The organism is Streptomyces sp. GB4-14, from assembly GCF_022696125.1.
Lineage (GTDB): Bacteria > Actinomycetota > Actinomycetes > Streptomycetales > Streptomycetaceae > Streptomyces > Streptomyces werraensis.
In genome coordinates, this window is sequence record NZ_RZHO01000002.1 from 4,257,884 (window position 1) to 4,275,909 (window position 18,026).

Annotated in this window: 17 protein-coding genes and 1 tRNA gene; 8 read left to right on the plus strand and 10 right to left on the minus strand. The window is 73.0% G+C overall.

The window, feature by feature from the left end; genetic code table 11:
• Position 1: 1 nt before the first annotated feature.
• From ELQ39_RS20775 to ELQ39_RS20800, 6 genes are read right to left on the minus strand one after another with little or no spacing between them, the layout of a single operon-like run.
• Positions 2–769, minus strand: a complete 768-nt coding sequence (locus ELQ39_RS20775; RefSeq protein ID WP_190000697.1) for a polysaccharide deacetylase family protein — start codon at positions 767–769, stop codon at positions 2–4.
• Complete coding sequence (gene murJ, locus ELQ39_RS20780) at positions 753–2,489, minus strand: murein biosynthesis integral membrane protein MurJ (RefSeq protein WP_242593325.1); 1,737 nt, start codon at positions 2,487–2,489, stop codon at positions 753–755. The genes ELQ39_RS20775 and murJ overlap by 17 nt, the downstream gene beginning before the upstream one ends.
• The gene (locus ELQ39_RS20785; protein ID WP_242593327.1) at positions 2,486–3,829 is read right to left on the minus strand and encodes an O-antigen ligase family protein; all 1,344 of its coding nucleotides are present in this window, start codon (positions 3,827–3,829) and stop codon (positions 2,486–2,488) included. The genes murJ and ELQ39_RS20785 overlap by 4 nt, the downstream gene beginning before the upstream one ends.
• Before the next feature lie 6 nt (positions 3,830–3,835).
• The gene (locus ELQ39_RS20790) at positions 3,836–5,260 is read right to left on the minus strand and encodes an exopolysaccharide biosynthesis polyprenyl glycosylphosphotransferase (protein ID WP_242593328.1); all 1,425 of its coding nucleotides are present in this window, start codon (positions 5,258–5,260) and stop codon (positions 3,836–3,838) included.
• Complete coding sequence (locus tag ELQ39_RS20795) at positions 5,257–6,549, minus strand: glycosyltransferase (RefSeq protein ID WP_443334363.1); 1,293 nt, start codon at positions 6,547–6,549, stop codon at positions 5,257–5,259. Before ELQ39_RS20795 ends, ELQ39_RS20790 begins: the two co-directional genes overlap by 4 nt.
• Positions 6,550–6,551: 2 nt before the next feature.
• Entirely contained in the window at positions 6,552–7,652 is a 1,101-nt protein-coding gene (locus ELQ39_RS20800) for a DUF3344 domain-containing protein (RefSeq protein WP_242593330.1), read from the minus strand.
• A gap of 324 nt (positions 7,653–7,976) precedes the next feature.
• Between ELQ39_RS20800 and ELQ39_RS20805 the strand changes: the two genes are divergently transcribed.
• Both ELQ39_RS20805 and ELQ39_RS20810 read left to right on the plus strand, forming a co-directional pair.
• Positions 7,977–8,780, plus strand: coding sequence for a hypothetical protein (locus ELQ39_RS20805; RefSeq protein WP_242593333.1), 804 nt, complete (start codon positions 7,977–7,979; stop codon positions 8,778–8,780).
• A 153-nt stretch (positions 8,781–8,933) separates the two neighbouring features.
• On the plus strand, positions 8,934–9,200 hold the full coding sequence (locus ELQ39_RS20810; RefSeq protein ID WP_190000692.1) for a hypothetical protein: 267 nt from the start codon (positions 8,934–8,936) through the stop codon (positions 9,198–9,200).
• A 158-nt stretch (positions 9,201–9,358) separates the two neighbouring features.
• Here ELQ39_RS20810 and ELQ39_RS20815 read toward each other — a convergent pair whose 3' ends face one another.
• Positions 9,359–9,598 (minus strand): chaplin, encoded by a 240-nt coding sequence (locus ELQ39_RS20815; RefSeq protein WP_242593334.1) that lies wholly within the window; start codon positions 9,596–9,598, stop codon positions 9,359–9,361.
• A 314-nt stretch (positions 9,599–9,912) separates the two neighbouring features.
• Here ELQ39_RS20815 and ELQ39_RS20820 point away from each other — a divergent pair, with 314 nt between their 5' ends.
• The 4 genes from ELQ39_RS20820 to ELQ39_RS20835 all read left to right on the plus strand — a co-directional run bounded on the left by ELQ39_RS20820 (position 9,913) and on the right by ELQ39_RS20835 (position 11,450).
• Positions 9,913–10,173, plus strand: coding sequence for a hypothetical protein (locus ELQ39_RS20820; protein WP_190000690.1), 261 nt, complete (start codon positions 9,913–9,915; stop codon positions 10,171–10,173).
• A gap of 109 nt (positions 10,174–10,282) precedes the next feature.
• Positions 10,283–10,552 (plus strand): hypothetical protein, encoded by a 270-nt coding sequence (locus ELQ39_RS20825; RefSeq protein WP_242593337.1) that lies wholly within the window; start codon positions 10,283–10,285, stop codon positions 10,550–10,552.
• A 208-nt stretch (positions 10,553–10,760) separates the two neighbouring features.
• Positions 10,761–11,030: a hypothetical protein gene (locus ELQ39_RS20830; RefSeq protein WP_242593339.1), complete on the plus strand. Its 270-nt coding sequence runs from the start codon at positions 10,761–10,763 to the stop codon at positions 11,028–11,030.
• Positions 11,031–11,174: 144 nt separating this feature from the next.
• Entirely contained in the window at positions 11,175–11,450 is a 276-nt protein-coding gene (locus ELQ39_RS20835; protein WP_242593341.1) for a hypothetical protein, read from the plus strand.
• Between the two features lie 67 nt (positions 11,451–11,517).
• Here the strand turns inward: ELQ39_RS20835 and ELQ39_RS20840 are convergent, their stop codons facing one another.
• From ELQ39_RS20840 to ELQ39_RS20850, 3 genes are all read right to left on the minus strand, one after another.
• A complete protein-coding gene (locus tag ELQ39_RS20840; RefSeq protein ID WP_242593344.1) occupies positions 11,518–12,492 on the minus strand; it encodes an alpha/beta fold hydrolase in 975 nt (324 codons plus the stop codon).
• Positions 12,493–12,750: 258 nt separating this feature from the next.
• Entirely contained in the window at positions 12,751–13,518 is a 768-nt protein-coding gene (locus tag ELQ39_RS20845; RefSeq protein ID WP_242593346.1) for a hypothetical protein, read from the minus strand.
• A gap of 553 nt (positions 13,519–14,071) precedes the next feature.
• A tRNA-Arg gene (locus tag ELQ39_RS20850) sits at positions 14,072–14,144 on the minus strand.
• Between the two features lie 323 nt (positions 14,145–14,467).
• Here ELQ39_RS20850 and ELQ39_RS20855 point away from each other — a divergent pair.
• Positions 14,468–16,078: a dynamin family protein gene (locus ELQ39_RS20855; protein ID WP_225629262.1), complete on the plus strand. Its 1,611-nt coding sequence runs from the start codon at positions 14,468–14,470 to the stop codon at positions 16,076–16,078.
• Between the two features lie 3 nt (positions 16,079–16,081).
• A complete protein-coding gene (locus ELQ39_RS20860) occupies positions 16,082–17,893 on the plus strand; it encodes a GTPase (RefSeq protein WP_242593348.1) in 1,812 nt (603 codons plus the stop codon).
• Positions 17,894–18,026: the final 133 nt, after the last annotated feature.

The window sequence follows — 18,026 nt, forward strand, 5'->3', positions numbered from 1 at the left end:
CTCACACGCCCTCCACCGGACGGCGGCGCCAGCGGTGCAGCCTCAGCTTCAGATGCAGCCGCCACGCCGTGTCGTTCTGCCCGACGTGCGCCCGCGGCAGCGCGTGCGGACCGGTCAGCGGGCCGGGGTCGATGGCGCAGGCGTACCGGTAACCGGCCTTCCGCACGGCCTCGACGGCGCGCGCGTCGACCGTGCCGTACGGGTAGCAGAAGCCGTCCGCCTCGGCGCCGGTCAGCTCGGCCAGCCGGGCGCGGCTCTCCGTCACCTCGGCCGCGAGCACCGTGTCGTCGGCGCGGGTCAGGTCCACGTGCGTCAGCCCGTGCGAGCCGATCTCCACGCCCTCCCCGGCGGCGCGCCGGATGCCGTCCGCGTCCAGCAGCGGCTTGCGCGGGCCGAGAGGGTCCCAGGCGTTGTCGCCGCCGAGCCGCCCCGGCAGCACGAACAGGGTCGCGTTGAACCGGAACCGCCGCAGCAGCGGCAGGGCGCCGGTGAGGAAGTCGGTGTAGCCGTCGTCGAAGGTCAGACCGACCAGGTCCCCGCCCTCACCGCGGGCGCGCGCGTCCAGCAGCTCCGCCACGGACACGCCCCGCAGCCCGCGCCGGCGCAGCCAGGTCAGCTGGTGCTCCAGCCGGTCGGGCGTGACAGTGACGCGGTAGGGGTCGTCGGAGCAGTCGCCCACCGAGTGGTACATCGCCACCCAGGGCACGGGCGCCGGGCGGCGCGCCGACGGGGGCCGGTCGGCGAGCGGGGATTCAACGGGTGCGGCCATGTGTGAGCCTTCGTGTGACGGTACGGACGGAGCGCCGCGCGGTCGCGGCGCCCACGCCCAGGGCGGACAGGGCGATCGGGACGAAGACGGCGGTGACGGCGAGGCAGCCGGCCGCGAGCGCCGCCACGGACGAGGCGAACCGGCCCGCGGCGAACACCCCGGCGGCGACCGCCAGGACGGAGGCGAGGACCGGCCGGCCCAGATCGGCGAGGACACGGCGGACGCCGACGGTGACGCCCGTGGCGTTGTCGGAGGGCGCGGCGCGCAGGCCGGTCAGCAGCAGGACGGCGGTGACGGTGATGCCGGCGGCGTTGGCCGCGGCGATCCCCGCGACACCCCAACGGCCCACGGCGAGCGCGCCGATCAGGGACGTGGCGACGATTCCCACGCCCATCACACCCAGCGGGTACCAGCGGGCGCGGCCCGCCGAGAAGTAGCAGCGGACCAGCGCGCCCACCAGGGTCTGGCCGAGCAGCCCGAGCGCGTACACCCGCATCACGTCCGCCGTCGCGGCGGTGTCGGTCGCGGTGAACGCCCCGCGCTGGAAGAGCAGCTCGATCATCTGCGGGGCGCAGGCGACCACCGCGCACATGCCCAGCAGCACCACGCAGGACGCCAGCACCAGGTCCCGCTGCACCCGGGCCCGGGCCCGCGCGGTGTCCCCGTCGGCCAGCGCCCGCGCCACCACCGGGAAGGTCACCGTGCACACCATCAGCGACAGCGTCATCGGGATCTGCGCGACCTTCTGCGCGTAGTTGAGGTGCGAGATCGCGCCCGCGGGCAGCGACGACGCCAGGAAACGCTCGACCAGCACCTGCGACTGCCGGCACAGCGCGAACAGCAGCACGGCGGCGATCAGCGTCAGCCGCACCGTCCGCTCCTCGTCCGCGGGACCGTCGACGGCGGTGGGCGGCGCGGGCGTACGGGAGGTGAGCTGCCGCCACAGCGACGGCAGTTGCACCGCCACCATCAGACAGCCGCCCACCGCGACCCCGGCCGCAGCCGCCCGCACCCCCCACTCGCCGCCGAAGGCGAACATCGTCGCGATGATCCCGGTGTTGTACGCGACGTAGATCGCCGCCGGGGCGAGGAAGCGCCGGTGCGCCCGCAGCGCTGCGCTGCAGTACCCGGCGAGCCCGAAGGCCAGCAGGCTGAGCGCGGTGAGCCGGGTGCAGTCCACGGCGAGCTGCGGGTCGGGCAGCCCGGGCGCCAGCACGGCCACCAGGTACGGCGCCCCGGCGGCGGCCAGCGCGGCCACCGCGGCGAACGCCAGGCACAGCCGCGGCAGCGTGGCCCGCACCAGGTCGCGCACCGGATCGCCGGGGACGCCCCGCGCCCGCCGGGCCAGCGCCATGCTGAACGCCGGGATCAGCGCGATCGCCAGCCCGTCCTCGATCAGCAGCGTCGCCGCCATCTCCGGCACGGTCCACGCCACGAGAAACGCGTCGGTGTCGCTCCCCGCCCCGAACAGCCGCGCCAGCGACTGGTCCCGCACCAGCCCGAGCAGCGAGCCGGCGATCGACAGGGCGGCGGTGACCAGCGCGGCACGGGCGAGGAAACGGCGGGAGGGGTCCGGGTCACCCTGTCCCCGCGAACCGGGGGAGGGGCGCTCGCCCTGCGGGCGGTGAGCGTCGGCGGTGCGGGCCTTCGCACGGGACGGGACTCGCTCCGTGCGGGGGCCGGGCGCGGTGCCCGTGGCCTGGGGAGGGAAGGACGTCATCGGGCCACCGCCTCCTCCACGCGGCCGGGGAGGGTGTCCTGGCGGGCCGCGTCCGTCGACGCCCGCTCCGCCAGTCCCCACCACGCCGTCAGGCCGAGGGCGACGCCGGTCAGAAGGGTCGACGGGCCGCCGATGTCGCCGTACACGTAGTCGACGAGCTGCCACAGCAGCAGGCCGCAGGCGATCAGCGCGCAGTCGAGGCCTGTCCCGTCGCGGCGTGCCCGCCCGAGCGTGCGCACCGCGCACAGCAGCAGCGCCAGCCAGCTCCCCACGAGCGCACAGAAGCCGAGCAGCCCCTGCTCGCTGAGCACCAGCAGGTACATGCTGTGCGGGGAGAGCAGCGCCTGCTTGTGGTACGTCTCCCCGGCGCCCTCGATGTCGCTGCCCAAGGACAGCGCGAGCGTGGCGTGCCCGTCGCGGTACTCCGGGAAGTTCTTCAGCCCCACCCCGGTCAACGGCTGTTCGCGCCACATGCCGACGGCGGACGCCCACAGCGTGTACCGGTCGACCACGGACTGGTCGGGCGCGTCGGCGACCTGCGTGATGCTGTCGATCCGCTCCTGCAGCATCGCCGTACCCACCCCGAAGCCGCCCACGAGGACCACCCCCGCCGCCACCACGGCCGCCCCCGCCTTCAGCGCCCGCCGCAGTCCCGCCAGCGCGAGCTGCACCGCGCAGGTCAGGGCGGTCGCGATCCAGGCGCCCCGGCTGAAGGACACCGCCAGCGGCACCAGCAGCACCACCGCGCACCCGGCCGCCGCAGCACGCTGCCACGACGGGGTACGGCCCAGCGCCAGCCCGGTCGCGCAGACCACCCCGAGCGCCACCGCCGTGGCCATGCCCATCACGTCCTGCGCCCCGAAGGTGCCCACCGCGCGGACGGTCTCGCCCTGGTAGGAGGCGCCGGTCCCGGTGACGTACTGGTGCACGCCGACGGCCCCCTGCCACAGCGCGAGACCCACGAACGACCAGGCCAGCACACGGAAGTCGGCCCGCCCGCGCAGCAGCACCAGCACGGCCGCCGGGACCAGCACGAACACCTGCAGATAGCGGGCCGTCCCATCGAGCCCCGCCGCCGGCGAGGCCGCGCCCATGGCCGCGACCGCGACTCCCGCCACGGGCAGCCCCAGCACCACCGCCGCGCGCGGCGACAGCGGACGCCGCCGCTCCCGCAGCAGCAGGATCACGCAGTACCCCACCACCAGCGCGGACACCGCGTCGGCGGGCTGCGCGCCGTCGCCCGCGACGGGCAGGCCCAGCAGCGCGACCACCGCCACCAGGGGCAGCACCGGCGCGAACCGGACGGCCCGGTGCGGCAGAGGCAGGGGGACGTGGCTCACCTGACGTCAGCTCCCCGTCGGACGGACCAGCGTGGCCGCCGTGCGCAGCAGGATGCAGACGTCCTGCCACAGCGACCAGTCGTCGATGTACGCGTTGTCGAAGCGGGCGCGGTCCTCGATCGAGGTGTCCCCGCGCAGCCCGTGGATCTGCGCGAGTCCGGTGATGCCGGTCCGCATCCGGTGCCGGGCCGCGTAACCCGGGTACGTCTCGCTGAACTGGGCCACGAAGAAGGGACGTTCGGGGCGCGGCCCGACCAGGCTCATGTCGCCGCGCAGCACGTTCCACAACTGGAGCAGCTCGTCCAGCGAGGTGCGGCGCAGCATCCGGCAGAAGCGGCGCATCTCGTGCTCGCCCGCCACGCTCCACCGGGTCGCCGACTCGTGCTCGTCGACCGGCCGGTGGGTGCGGAACTTCAGCAGCGTGAACGGCCTGCCGTCCCGCCCGATGCGCTCCTGACGGAACACCACCCCGGGCCCGTCGGTGAGCCGCAGCGTCACCGCGCACACCAGCAGCAGCGGGCTGACCAGCAGCAGCAGCGTCCCGGACACCAGGATGTCGAGCAGCCGCTTGCCCGTGCCGCCGGCCCGCACCGGCGCGAGGTCGAGCCGCCGGCAGGCGAACCCGGCCACCCGCTCCCGCGCCGGGTACGGCGCCGCCTCCGCCTCGACCTCCCACACCACGCACCCCGACGCGGCCAGCGACCGCAACAGCGCGGCCTGTTCGGTCCGCACCGACGGGCCGACGGCGAGCACCGCCCGCACCCCGTTCTGGATGACCGCCCGCTCGACCTCCTGGTCGGTCCGCAGCACGGGAACGCCCCCCTCGGCGCCGTCCCCCTGCGTGGCGACGACCCCCACCGGCCGCACCCCGCTGCGGGGGTGGCGCAGCACCGCGGCGGCCACGCGCTGCGCGGTCGCCGCGGGCCCGACGACGAGCGCCGCCCGCGGGCGGCGCAGCAGTGCGGCGCGCCGCCGCCCGTGCACCAGCGCGCGCAGCACGCCGGCCGCCGTCACCTGCACGGCGAAGCCGGTCAGCACGGTGGTCACGGACAGCACGTCCCGCGGGTACAGCGCCGCCCACAGCGCGGCGGCGGCCAGCCAGGCCACCGCCACCCGCCCGCACACGGCGGGCAGTTCCTCCAGCAGCGCCGGCACCGGCGTCCGCCCGCCGCGCGGGCGCAGCAGCAGTGACGCCCCGGCCAGCAGGGCGAGCAGCAGCGAGGAGTGCCCGGCGGACGCCCACCAGGCGAGCAGGGCCGCCGCGCCGTCCGCGAGGAGCAGGGGGACGGGGGAGGCGGGACGGTCCGGGGGCCGTGCGGCGGGCAGCCGGGAAGCGGTGCCGGAGCCGCGCGGGGGCATGACGGACACGGGTGAGGATCCGTGCTCCCGCGGTGCGACACCGGGGGAGGTCACGGTACGTTCGGCGGTCACGAGTGGATGGACTCCCTGTGCTCTGAGTGCTCGACGCGCTGTGTCGTCCGGTCGGCCTCGGCGCCGACGGCGGCCGGCCGGGGCGCGTGCGCCACGGAGCCGGCCGGGCGGGCACCGAGCAGATCGCGGTAGACGCCGGCGACCGCCCTCGCGGTGTGCCGCACGTCGTGGAGGGACAGCACATGGCGGCGGGCCCGGTCGCCGAGGGAGGCGCGCAGCGGCGGGTCGAGCAGCAGCGCGGCCACGGTCCGGGCGAGCGCCCGCGGGTCCTCCGGCGGCACCAGGCAGCGGTCGGCCAGCGACGGCGGCAGGCTCTCGCGCGCCCCGTCGACGTCCGCGACCACCACGGGCCGCGCGCACGCCATCGCCTCCAGCGGGGCCAGCGCCATCCCCTCCCAGCGGGACGGCAGGACGACGAGGTCGGCGGCCTGGTACCAGGGCGCCGCGTCCGTCACGGCCCCGGCGAACACCACGGAGCGCGGCGCGGCGGCCCGCAGCCGCTCGCCGTCGGGGCCGTCGCCGACCAGCACGAGCCGCGCCCCGGGCACCTGCCGCCGTACGGCGTCCCAGGCGCGCAGCAGGACGTCCTGCCCCTTCTGCCGGCACAGCCGCCCCACGCACACGACGAGCGGCGCGTCCGCGTCCAGGCCGTACCGGGCGGCGAGCTGGGCCCTGACCGGGTCCGTGTCCTCCGCGGGCCGGAAACGCTCGGGGTCGATGCCGTTGGGCACGACGGTCCACCGGCCGCGGATCCCGGCGGCCGCCCCGGTGTCCCGCTCCGCCTCGCTCACGCAGATCACCCGGGAGGCCCAGCGCGCCGCCCACCTCTCCCAGCGCAGGGCGAGCGCGGCCGTGCTCCCGCCGACCGCCTCGAACGACCAGGCGTGCGGCTGGAACACGGTCGGGATGCGCCCGCGCACGGCGAGCCGCCCGGCCAGCCCCGCCTTCGCGCTGTGCGCGTGCACGAGGTCCGGCCGCACATGACTGATCGCGTCGCTGAGCTGCCGTACCTCCCGCACCAGCGAGGGACCGGGCGCGCGGGTCGCCTCCCAGGTGCGGACGTGCGCGCCGAGGGAGCGCAGCCGGGCGGCGAGAGGGCTGTCCGGGCAGACGGCGGCGACGTCCATGCCGTCCGCCAGCTGCGCCCGCACCAGGTCGGTCACGACCCGGGCGACGCCTCCGTCCACGGGCTGGGTGAGGTGCAGGACCCGCGGCCGGCGGCCGGGCGGTGTCAGGTCCGCGGGCACGGCTTCCTCGCTCACCCGGGTGTGGGGCGGGTGGGACGGCACCGTCACGGCCGTGCGTCCACGGCGGCGAAGAGCACGCCGGCCCACGCCGCGTCCCGCTCGGAGGTGAGGCGGAGGGACGCCTGGTCACCGGCGCGCGTGAGGCGCCCGCCGAGGTCGAACACGTCGGAGTCGTAGCCGAGGGTGTTGGCGTACGCGGGCACGCGCGAGGAGGGCGCGTCCGCCGGGCCGGAGATGGTGGAGTTCAGCACGTCGTCGGCGGGGTTGGCGTCGTTGCCGAGCGCGGTGGCGGTGTCGCCCGCGGTCAGGACGAGGGAGTCGCCGGCGGTGCCGCGGTCGCCGTTGTAGGCCACCATGCCCACCCGGCCTCCGGCGGCCGCGGGGAACGGCAGGTCGCGCAGCGCCAAGGTCGCGCCGGAGTCACCGCTCAGCGGGGCGAAGCCGTCCCACACGGACAGGTGCCGCAGCGGCTCGGCGGCGTTCTCGTACGCCACCACCAGCGTCCAGCCGCCCCAGGCGCCGGCCGTCGACCGTCCGCCGGCCACGTTGACCTGCGCGACCGTGTAGAGCCCGGTGCCACTGTCCCGCACCAGCCGCGTCACGTCGGCGGAGGCCTGGAAGGCGTCCATGCCGCCCGCAACACGGTGCCCGACGACGGTGTCGGCGAGCAGTTCCTTGTAGTTGCCGCCGGGCTCGGCGATCAGCACGCGCTCGTTGTCCTCGGCCGGCTTCTGCTCGCCGACGAGCAGGTTGCCGCCCCAGTACAGCCGCGCGTACGTCACCCGCGATCCTTGGGGCAGCCGCACCTCCCCCTGCGAGGAGTTGTACGTGTTGGGGTCGTCGTCGACGTCGACGTAGTGCATGTCGAAGTCGCCGTTCACTCCGGGCCGCGTGCCGCTCTGCACCGAGCGGCAGGAGGACGCCGAGGTCCGGCAGGTGGCGGAGGAGTTGGCCGCGCGCACGATGTTGCCGTGCTGAAGGGCCCGGTAGCGCTCGCCGAAGGGGAGTGCCTCCGCCTCCGGAGCCGGCGCGGAGGGCGCGGCGGTCGCGGCGACGGCGGTGGGGCCGCAGGGCGCCCAGAGCGCGGTCAGGGCGAGGACGCCCACCGTCGCACGGCGAAGCAGCTGACCCAGGGTTTGGCGCATGACCGTTCGGAGCCTTTCGGGAAAGGGTGGCGGCGGCACGGCAGCGGGGACGAGTGCGATGCGGCCGCCCAAGGAAGGTGCGTCGGAGCACCGCAACTCTAGTGACCAAACGGACAAATGCGGTGAAATTCGCCGCAAGGGTGGCAAGTGTGTTGGAATCGTGAAGCCGGGTTTGTCTGGCCCGCGCCCCCGCACACCGGCTCATCTGCCGGAACGTGCAGCAGGGTGACGGTGCCCGCACCGAAAGGCGTACGCCCGGTTGCGGGGTGTGGCGGGCGCTTCGACGGTGGGTCCAAGATCCGAAGCCCCGCGAAAGGACTCTCCATGCGCGCTCTGCCGGCCCGGCGCATCGCACTCGGCGCCCTGTGCGCCGCCCTCCTGGTCACCACCACCGGCCCGGCCGCCCTCGCGGCCGACTCCCACCCCGGACAGGACCCGGCGGCATCACTCGTCGCGCGGCTGCCGCAGACCGACACCGCCCGGACCGACCTGACCCCGGTCACCGACCTGGTCCGCGCGGTCCTCGCCGCCCCCGACGGCCGACTTCCCCTGGCAGAGGCCCAGCGGCTCGCGGCGGCGGCACGGGAGGCGGTCGCCCGGGCGGCCACCGACGACCCGTCGTCCACGTCGGTCACGGTGGTCAGCAACTCCTCGACCCTCGCCACCCCGGCTCTGCCCGGCGCCACGACCCCGACGACGGGCGTCCTGCTGCCCACGGCCGAGGAGGACACCACCCCGGCCGCCATCACGGACAGCACCCTGGGTGCCGTACGGGAGGCCTTGGACAACCTCCTGGACCTGCTGCTTCCGAAGTCGGAGCCGGCCGACGCGGACAGCGCGCCCACCGAGCCCAGCGGCACGTCGACGACGGAGACGGACGACACGAGCGCCACGGGCACCACGGAGCCGGTGGACGGCGTCACCGCCGACGAGTCGGTCGATGCGGCGCTGACGTCGGCCGACGCGCTGCTGGCCCGGGTGGACGAACTGCTCGCCGCGCTGGTCGGCACCGACGCGCCGACCGCCACGACGCTGCCCGCTCCCGCGGCCCCGGCGACCCCCGCCGAGCCCGCTGCGGCACCGGGGCTGCTGCCCGCGCTCACCTCACTTCTGACACCGAATTCCTGAAACGCGATCGGAGGGTCAGACACTCCATCAGTTCATAGAATTCGTATGAGGACTCGGCAATCTTCGATTTCCCGGTTTCCGCTCCGGCCGGGAATCGTTGTGCACGGCGACAGAACCACTCCGGCGACTTGCGTTGCCGAAGAAAGGAACACGATGAAGTCCCTGAAGGCTGCCGCCGTCCTTGCCGGGTCCCTGATCGCCGCCGGTGTCGCCGCGCCCGCGTACGCCGACACCACCGACCTGGCGTCCACCGGCCTCGACACGGGCCTGCGCACCGCGGTTCCCTTCGAGCTGATGCCGCTGCACGAGTCGGACACGCTCGAGGCCGACCAGGAGTCGGTGATGGGCACCGCGAAGGAGGCCGCGGGCGTCGTGAACGAGGTCAAGCCGGTGCGCGGCGACGTGGGTCTGCACGCCTGAGCCCTCTTCACCTTCCAGCGGCATGTGGCCCCCGGTGCTTCACCGGGGGCCACATGTTTTCTCCGCTCCTGCGGAGAGGCGCAGCAAAGGAGCCCCGGGCGCGAGGCTACCGGGGCTCCTTGGGGCGCTACGACGGACGTGCGTAGACCGCGGAACTGCTACTTGTTCACGCAGTAGTTGCCGAAAGCGGGGTTCAGGGCGCCGATGATGTTCACGGTGTTGCCGCACACGTTGACGGGGACGTGGATCGGAGCCTGGATCACATTGCCCGACACGACGCCGGGTGAGTGGACGGCCGCACCCTCGGCGCCCGAGTGGGCCGAGGCCAGACCGGCGCTGCCCAGAACCACGGCACCGGTGCCGAGAGCGATTGCGCCGACCTTCGCGATGTGAGACATCACGTTCTCCTTAGTGACTGGTTAAGCGCGGCAGCACGACTAGCGCCGCACGCACCGCTCAACGCGGGACGGCGGCCCGGGTCACGGGGTATGTCCAGGGATCACTCTTTGGCCCCCTATGAGTCGAACCGCGCCATGCGCTCACCTGGCCGTGGACCGTTTGGGGCGGTCACTCAAGGCCTTGACCTGCATCTTCACAAGAAACTTACGCATATGGGCGTTTCGACTACCCAAAGCCGCAATGTTCGCTTACGTTAACAACCGTCAGTGACCAGCCCATAACGGGCTGTGTCCGCACGAGAAACGGAGAGGTAATGCGTAAGTTCCAGAAGGCGGCCGTCGTCGCGGCCATGCTCGGCAGCGTCAGCTTCCTCGGCGCCGGCGTGAGCCACGCCGGTGACAACCCGGGCTTCGAGCTCAACAGCGACCAGACGACCACCTGTGTCCAGGACCAGTCGGTCCAGTCGCTGATCGCCATCGACGACGTGACCGCCGGTGTCGGCGCGATCCTCGGCCTGGGCAACGCGTCCAACGCCGAGACCAACGCCGTGGCCTGCTCCTCGAACGTCGGCTGAACAGTCGCCGTCAGGTGAGCCGGGCGGGCTCCGGGTTCCGCGCCTTCGTGGCGCGGGCCCGGGCCCGCACGGCCCCTTCCCTCACTTCACGACCGTCAAGGAAAAGTCGATGTTCCAGTCGAAGAAGATCGCGGTGGCGGGCCTCCTCGGAAGCCTCGCGCTGATCGGTGCCGGTGCCGTCCAGGCCATCGGTGTGGAGAACCCGGGCAACTGCACCAAGGACGACAAGGGTGTGACTCGCTGCGTCCAGGTCAACGAGCACCACGTCACCGAACAGGACGGCCGGGTCCGCGTCGACAGCAAGGTGTCGCAGAGCTGCTCCGGCAAGGGCGAGGTCAGCTGCAGCAGCAGCTTCTCGGTCAAGGGCGAGCAGTCCTGACTGTGCGCAGACGCGCCTGTCTGTGTCGCTCGATCGTCGAATTGCCGGGCTGATTGTGTGAAATGGCGACAGCAGCCTGAAGTGCCTTTTTCCGCCATGTGAATACCGTTCGGCGTTTCGCTATCAATTGTCGCAAATGCCGCCCTATGTTGGGCGGCGATCAAGGCCGGCCCACCAGGGACCGGTTCACTTCCAGAATGGAGCAGTAATGCGCAAGTACCAGAAGGCCGCCGTCGTCGTCGCGATGCTGGGCAGCGTCAGCTTCCTCGGCTCCGGCATGAGCTTCGCCGGTGACGAGCCGGAGGTGGAGATCAACAACAGCCAGACCACCAAGTGCGTTCAGGACAGCTCGGTCCAGTCGCTGATCGCCATCGACGACATCAACCTCGCGGTCGGCATCCTGGGCCTCGGCAACGTCGAGAACGAGGAGACGAACGCCGTGAAGTGCGAGAGCAACCTCGCCCTCGGCGGCGAGTGACCACCCCTGGGTGAAGGGGCGGGCCCGGTGTCCGATCGCACGCGATCCGGATGCCGGGCCTTCTCCGTTTCGTTGGCCGTCCCGGCTTTCGTGGCGGCGCGCCGCACGGGGCAGCGGCGAGGTCGAGCGTTGAGGAGAAGGTGGATGCGCAAGTCGATGACCATCACGCTGATGGCAGGGGTTCTCGGTAGCTCCGTTCTGATCGGCTTCGGCGCCGTTCAGGCCGCCGCTGTCGAGGATTCCGGTAAGTGCGAGAACGACGGCAAGGGATACGAGCGTTGCGTGGACGTGCGTAAGGAACGGATCACCGGCGAGGAGCGCGGGCCGATTCAGCTGGTCAACGACTTGGAGCAGTGCTCCGGGAGCGACGCGAAGGTGTCCTGCGCCGCCAGGGTCGTCGTCGCCGGCGCGAAGTCCTGACGCCTGCCGCGCCGTACGGAAGGGCCGCAACCCGGCAGCGGGTTGCGGCCCTTCCGTACGCCCGGCGTCAGGCCGAGGCGGGGCTGGGCATGGGGCACGGGATCTCGGGTGGTGTGCAGAACGGCAGGTCGCCGATGGGACGGTCGGTGCAGAACCGGGCGATCAAGTCGGCCGATTCCTGCCTCCTCTCGACCGTGACGAGGTGGTCCGCCTCCTTCACGGTCGTGAACAGCGCCCCCGGCATCGTCGCGGCGAGCTCCCGCCCCATCTGCGGGGTGCACAGGGTGTCGTACTCCCCGGTGAACACCAGCGTCGGTACGCGCGGCACGGGCAGCGGCCGGTAGGGGCCGTGGGTCATCAGCCTGATGTTGTGCTCGACCGCCTTGTCGATGTCGTCCGGCGTCTGGTTCGTGAACTGGCGCTGCAGCAGCCGGGCGACGGCCGCGTGCCTCCGGACCTTGCCGGCCTCCGGGTTCGACATGAACAGCCGCACCAGTCCGTCCGCGGCCTTTTCGATGTCACCCTGTTCCAGGGCCTTCGACAACTGCGGCACGGCCTCGCGGTAGAGCTCGGGCAGCCGGTTCGCCGCGGCCGCGAAAATGATGCGCCGGACCGACTGCGGATGGCGCTGCGCGAAACGCAGCCCCACGACCTCGCCGAAGCAGCCGCCGAACAGGTTCACCTCGGACACGCCGATCTCGGTGAGCATGTGCTGGACCGCGTCACCGAGGAAGTCGATGTCGTAGCGGGCCGGGAGGAAATCGGAACTGCCGTACCCAGGAAGATCCACTGTGATCAGCGTGCACAGCGGTGCCAGCCACTTCTCGTGGCTCTGCCAGGAGTACCGGTTCTGCGAGGACCCGCCGAGCAGTAGCAGCGGGGCGGTCTGCGGGGCGCTCTGACGAACGATCCGGCAGGTGTACGCGAAACCCTGGAACTGCAGCTCTCGTTCCTCCGCCTCTCCCGGAGGCGAGACCGGGGGGACGAGCCCGGAGCCCCCTGTCCGGGGCGGGTCCTGGGCGGCGATGACGGCTGTGCGCATGAGCGGCTCCGGGAAGAACGGAACGATGGTTAACCGCTCCATGATTACCAGGAAACTCGCTATATGGGCGCAATCACTCAAATGCGGGCGATCCTGATCAAATCCTAAGTAGGTGGGGGGTGCTGGCCTGCCGGGCTGGAGAAAAAAGGGCCCGCGTGGGGGAGCGCACTCGCGCGCAAGCGCCCCTGTGGCGATGAGACCGCTCAGCCCGTCCGGACGGGCTGAGCGGTCCTTCGACGTTCGCGTCGGGGGCGTCGGCTAACGGACGACCACGTAGTCCCCGCCCGACGCCTTGGCGCCGGAGGTGGTGTTGCCGTAGTACACCCAGCGCCACGCGCCGGACCTGGTGGCCTTCACCGTGGTCCTGAGGGCACCCGTCCTGTCGGACTTCACCTTCCTGACGGTGGTGTATGCCTTGGCGCCCGCTGCCTTGAACTGGAGGCTCACGGTGCGGCCCGCGTACCCCTGGTACGTGTGCGTGTCCCAGTTGGCCCGGGTGACTTTCCCGGTCACGGTGAGCGTCCTGCCCTTCAGGGCCGGCTCGGGCGAGGCGTTGACGGTGACACGGGTGGCCCGCTTTACCTGGAGCGGGACCTTCACGTCGTCGATGTCGTGCTTGTCACCGGCGAGCCAGACGCGGCCGGCGGTCTTCCAGGCGCCCGCGTCCTCGTTGCCGAAGTCGCCATGGCGCGGATCGATGTACAGCCACTCCTCGTAGTCGCAGATGCCCTTCGCCCGGTTCACCACCTTGCAGTTGGAGCCGTCGATCGTGTTCCACAGCTCGTCGCCGGACTCGAGGCGGCCGCGGTAGGGGAACACGAACACCCCCGGGTCGTGCCTGAGCCTGGTCGTCATCCGGAAGGTCGCGTGCACCACGACCTCCTCCTTGACCCCGATCACGATCGGCTTCCCGCCGTTCACCTTGACGTTGCTGAAGGAGACGCCTCCCTCGGCCGCGCCCGCCGGCACCGCGGAGACCGCCGTGAACGCGATCGCGGCCCCGCCGGCCACCAACGCGCTCCCCATGGTCCTTCTCGTCCTCAAGTGCCCTCCCTTTCCCCTGTGGCCCGCTGTGGTGTTCAGCGGCTGATCAGGGGACTGGGGAGCGTGGTGCGGGGTTGTGCGCGCGGCGGCAACGATTCGATCACCGGGCGCACCTCGGGCAGCAGGCGCAGTCGGACTACTCGCTCAGTCCCACGAGGCACCACCCACGCCGGTCTGCTTCGGGAGCGTGCGGGAACTGGCCGCGAGCTGGGAGCGCGCACGCCCTCATCTCGACCGGATACGGGAGCCCTTCGCCCAGCATGCCGCCGTTCCCGGCGGCTGGGTCCATGACTTCGACGCGTTCGTGGACCTACTGACCCAGTGGGGAGACGTCCTGACCGAGCGTACCGACCTTGCCGGCGTCACACGCAGCGCGCCGAACAGCGGAAGGCCCTCCCACGGGAAGGCGGACACTGGCGCCCTCGGATGGATTCGAACCTGCGGCCAGCGCCAGGCAGGCGCTTGGCCTCTCCGCCTTGTGCGAAGCGGCCACGAAGCAGCCTCACTCGCGTTTGCGCAGGTGAGGCTTGGTTTGCGCCCCCGGCAGGACTCGAACCTGCGGCCAAGCGCTTAGAAGGCGCCTGCTCTATCCACTGAGCTACGGGGGCCGGGTGTGGTGGCCTGTCGTCGTGGTGCCCTGGTGGGGGCCTGTCCTTGACGTTGCCGGAGACAAGGATAGGGCTCCCGCATCCTTGTCCCTGTCGCCTCGCCTCCGTGGCTCGATGTGGAGGTTCGGTGAAGCGGTCCTGATAATCGCAGGCAGGTACGAATCGTGCACTCGTTTTGGCCTCTGGCGCATCGGGTGTTGTGCACTCGTTATGCCTCGGCTGTGCCCGCGCCGCAGACGTCCCTTCCATCCGCTTGTGTCCTGTCGGCGCGCAGACGTGCCCATATGCTTCATAATCACCCTTAAATTGGGCATTCTTCGCATGTGGTGACCTTGGACGTACGGCCTCAGCTGCTCGACGCACTCTCCGCCCTGCGCGACCGTGTCGCCGCCGCACGCTTTCCGCTGCCCCTCGCCGGGGCCGCCCGCGCGCGTGCCAACCGCGACGAACTGCTCGCCCAGCTGGACGACTACCTGGTGCCGCGGCTGAGAGACCCCGGGGCGCCGCTGCTGGCCGTCGTCGGGGGATCCACCGGAGCGGGGAAGTCCACGCTGGTGAACTCGCTCGTGGGCCGGCGCGTCAGCGAGGCGGGGGTGCTGCGGCCGACGACACGGACGCCGGTGCTCGTCTGCCACCCGGAGGACCACCACTGGTTCAGCGGGATGCGCGTACTGCCCGACCTCACCCGCGTCTGGGTGCCCCACCACCAGGACCCCGCCGACGACCTGCTGCTGCCCGGCGAGGACCCCGCGCGCGTCCTGCGCGTCGAGACCGCCGACACCCTGCCGCCCGGCCTCGCCCTCCTCGACGCGCCCGACATCGACTCGCTGGTCTCCGACAACCGGATCCTCGCCGCCGAGCTCATCAACGCCGCCGACATCTGGATCATGGTCACCACCGCCGCCCGCTACGCCGACGCCGTCCCCTGGTACATGCTGCGCACCGCCAAGGAGTACGACGTCAGCCTGGTCACGGTGCTCGACCGGGTGCCGCACCAGGTGGTCTCCGAGGTGTCACGGCAGTACGGCGCCCTCCTCACCAAGGCCGGGCTCGGCGACGTACCCCGGTTCACCGTGCCCGAGCTGCCCGAGTCCGCCTGGGGCGGCGGACTGCTGCCCGGCACCGCCGTCGCCGCGCTGCGCACCTGGCTCGTCCACCAGACGCTCGACCCGGCCGCCCGCCAGCACGTCATGGCCCGCACCGCGTACGGCATCCTCGACTCGCTCAACGCCCGGCTGCCCGAGCTGGCCGGCGCCGCCGCCGCCCAGTACGCCGCGGCGCTGCGCCTCACCTCCGCCGTGGAGACCGCGTACGACAGCGAGCACTCGCGGGTGCGGGGACGGCTGCAGGCCGGGGCCGTGCTCGCCGGGGACGCCCTCAAGCGGTGGCGCGCCTTCCCCCTCGACTGCACCCCCGGCGAGCTGCTCGACACGCTCGTGGAGAGCCTCGGCGCGCTCCTGCTGTGCGCCGTCGCCGCCGCCGACGAACGTGTCGACGAGGCCTGGCGGCGCGAGCCCGCCGCCGAAGCGCCCGAGCTCGCCGCCCGCGACAGCGCCTCCGAGAGCGTCGAGCACCGCATCGGCCTCGCCGTGCGGCGCTGGCGGCGCGAGCTGGAGGAGCTGGCCGAGGAGGAGGTGCGCGAGCTGGAGCGGGGCGTCGCGCCCGATCCCGAGACGGTCACCGCCCTCGTCGCCACGGTCCTGCTCGGCGGCCGCCGCGCCCGGACCGCCGGGGAGACCCTCGCCGAGCGGATCGGCGCCCACGGCGCGCTGCGCCTGCGCGACCGCGGCGGACGGCTCCTCGTCGCCCACGTGGACCGGATCATGCACGCCGAACGCGAACGCCGGCTCGCCCCGATCGACACGCTCGAGGTGCACGCGGAACCCCAGCCGGAACTCATCGCCGCGTTGTCCGTACTGCAGAAGGAGAGGTGACCGGTGACCGCCGTCACTGACCAGGACCACACCGAGCACCCCGATCGTGACACCGAGGACCGGTCCCGCGAGGACGCGGCCGGCGCCTGGGACGACGGGCTGATCGCACGCCGGGTGAACGGCACCACGGGCGGCGCTACCGCGGGGACCTCCTCGGTGGAACGGCCCGCCGTGGCGGAACCCCGCGCCGCCACACCGCAGAAGGTGGTCCCCCTGTCGTACGACCCGCAGCTCGCCTCCCGTCTGGACGCGCTGCGCGAGCTGGTGGGGCTGAGCCGCGCACGGCTCGACAACCGCACCCTCTCCCAGGCGGGACGCGTGCTGGACGAGGCCGCCGCGCGGCGCCGGCTCTCCGGGCAGCACACCGTCGTCGCCATCGCGGGCGCCACCGGCAGCGGCAAGTCGCAGCTGTTCAACACGCTGGCCGGGGTGCCGATCTCCGAGACCGGCGTACGGCGTCCCACCACCGCCGCCCCCATCGCGTGCAGCTGGAGCGACGGCGCGGCCGGCCTCATCGAGCGCCTCGGCATCCCGCCCCGGCTGCGCCGCCGCCCCCTCCAGGCCATGACCGACGCCGACGAACGGCTGCGCGGACTCGTCCTCGTCGACCTGCCCGACCACGACTCGGCGGCCGTGGAGCACCGCGAACAGGTGGACCGGGTGCTGGGGCTGGTCGACGCGGTGATCTGGGTCGTCGACCCGGAGAAGTACGCCGACGCCATGCTGCACGAGCGCTACCTGCGGCCCATGGCGGCCCACGCCGAGGTCATGTTCGTCGTCCTCAACCAGATCGACCGCCTGCCCGGCGACGCCGCCGAACAGGTCCTCGACGACCTGCGGCGGCTCCTCGACGAGGACGGCATCGTGCTGGGCGAGTACGGCGAACCCGGCACGACCGTGCTCGCCCTGTCGGCGCTCACCGGGGACGGGGTGGGCGACCTGCGCGAGGCGCTCGCCCGGTTCGTGGCCGAACGCGGGGCGCCCGCCCGCCGGATCTCCGCCGACGTCGACATCACCGCCGCCCGCCTGTGGCCCGCCTACGCGACGCGCCGGCGCACCGGGCTGAGCGAGGAGGCCCGGGAGGAGTTCTCCGACCGGCTCGCGGACGCCGTGGGCGCCACCGCGGCGGGGGAGGCGGCCGAACGCGCCTGGCTGCGCAACGCCAACCGCGCCTGCGGCACCCCCTGGCTGCGGCTGTGGCGCTGGTGCCAGGCGCGGCGCGAGCCCACCACCGGCAGGGTTCCGCTGGGCGGCCGGCCCGACGAGGAGGTCACCGCACGGCAGCGCGTGGAGCAGGCGGTCCGCACGGTGGCCGACCGAGCCTCGGCCGGACTTCCCACGCCCTGGGCGCAGGCGGTGCGCGAGGCGGCGGTGCGCGGGTCGCAGGGGCTGCCGGAGGCGCTCGACGAACTGGCCGTACGGGCCGGACTGCCGCCGGGGCGGCCGCCGCGGCCGGGATGGTGGCCGGTGGCCGTGCTCGCCCAGGCGTCCATGACCGTCCTGCAGTTCGTGGGCGGTCTGTGGCTGCTCGGGCAGATCATCGGCGTCATGGCGCCGAACCTGGGTGTGCCGGTGCTGCTGATGGTCATCGGGATCGTGGGCGGGCCGCTCGTCGAGTGGAGCTGCAGGATGGCCGCGCGGGGGCCGGCCCGGCGGTACGGGCTGGAGGCGGAGAGACGGCTGCGGGAGGCGGCGGCCGGGTGCGGGCGCGCCCGCGTGCTGGATCCGGTGGCGGCGGAGCTGCTGCGGTACCGGGAGGTACGGGAGCAGTACGGGCGTGTGGCGGGAGTGGGAACGGCGGGCGGGGGACGCTGAGGCGTGCTTCTGGGGGAGTGGGCGGACCACTCATTCGGGTGGCGAGGTTTTCCACAGGGTGGGGGCGGTCCACAGGGCTCGGCGGGGTCCGGCCCGGCGGAGGCAGTCTGACTCCGCGGTGACCACGGAGCGC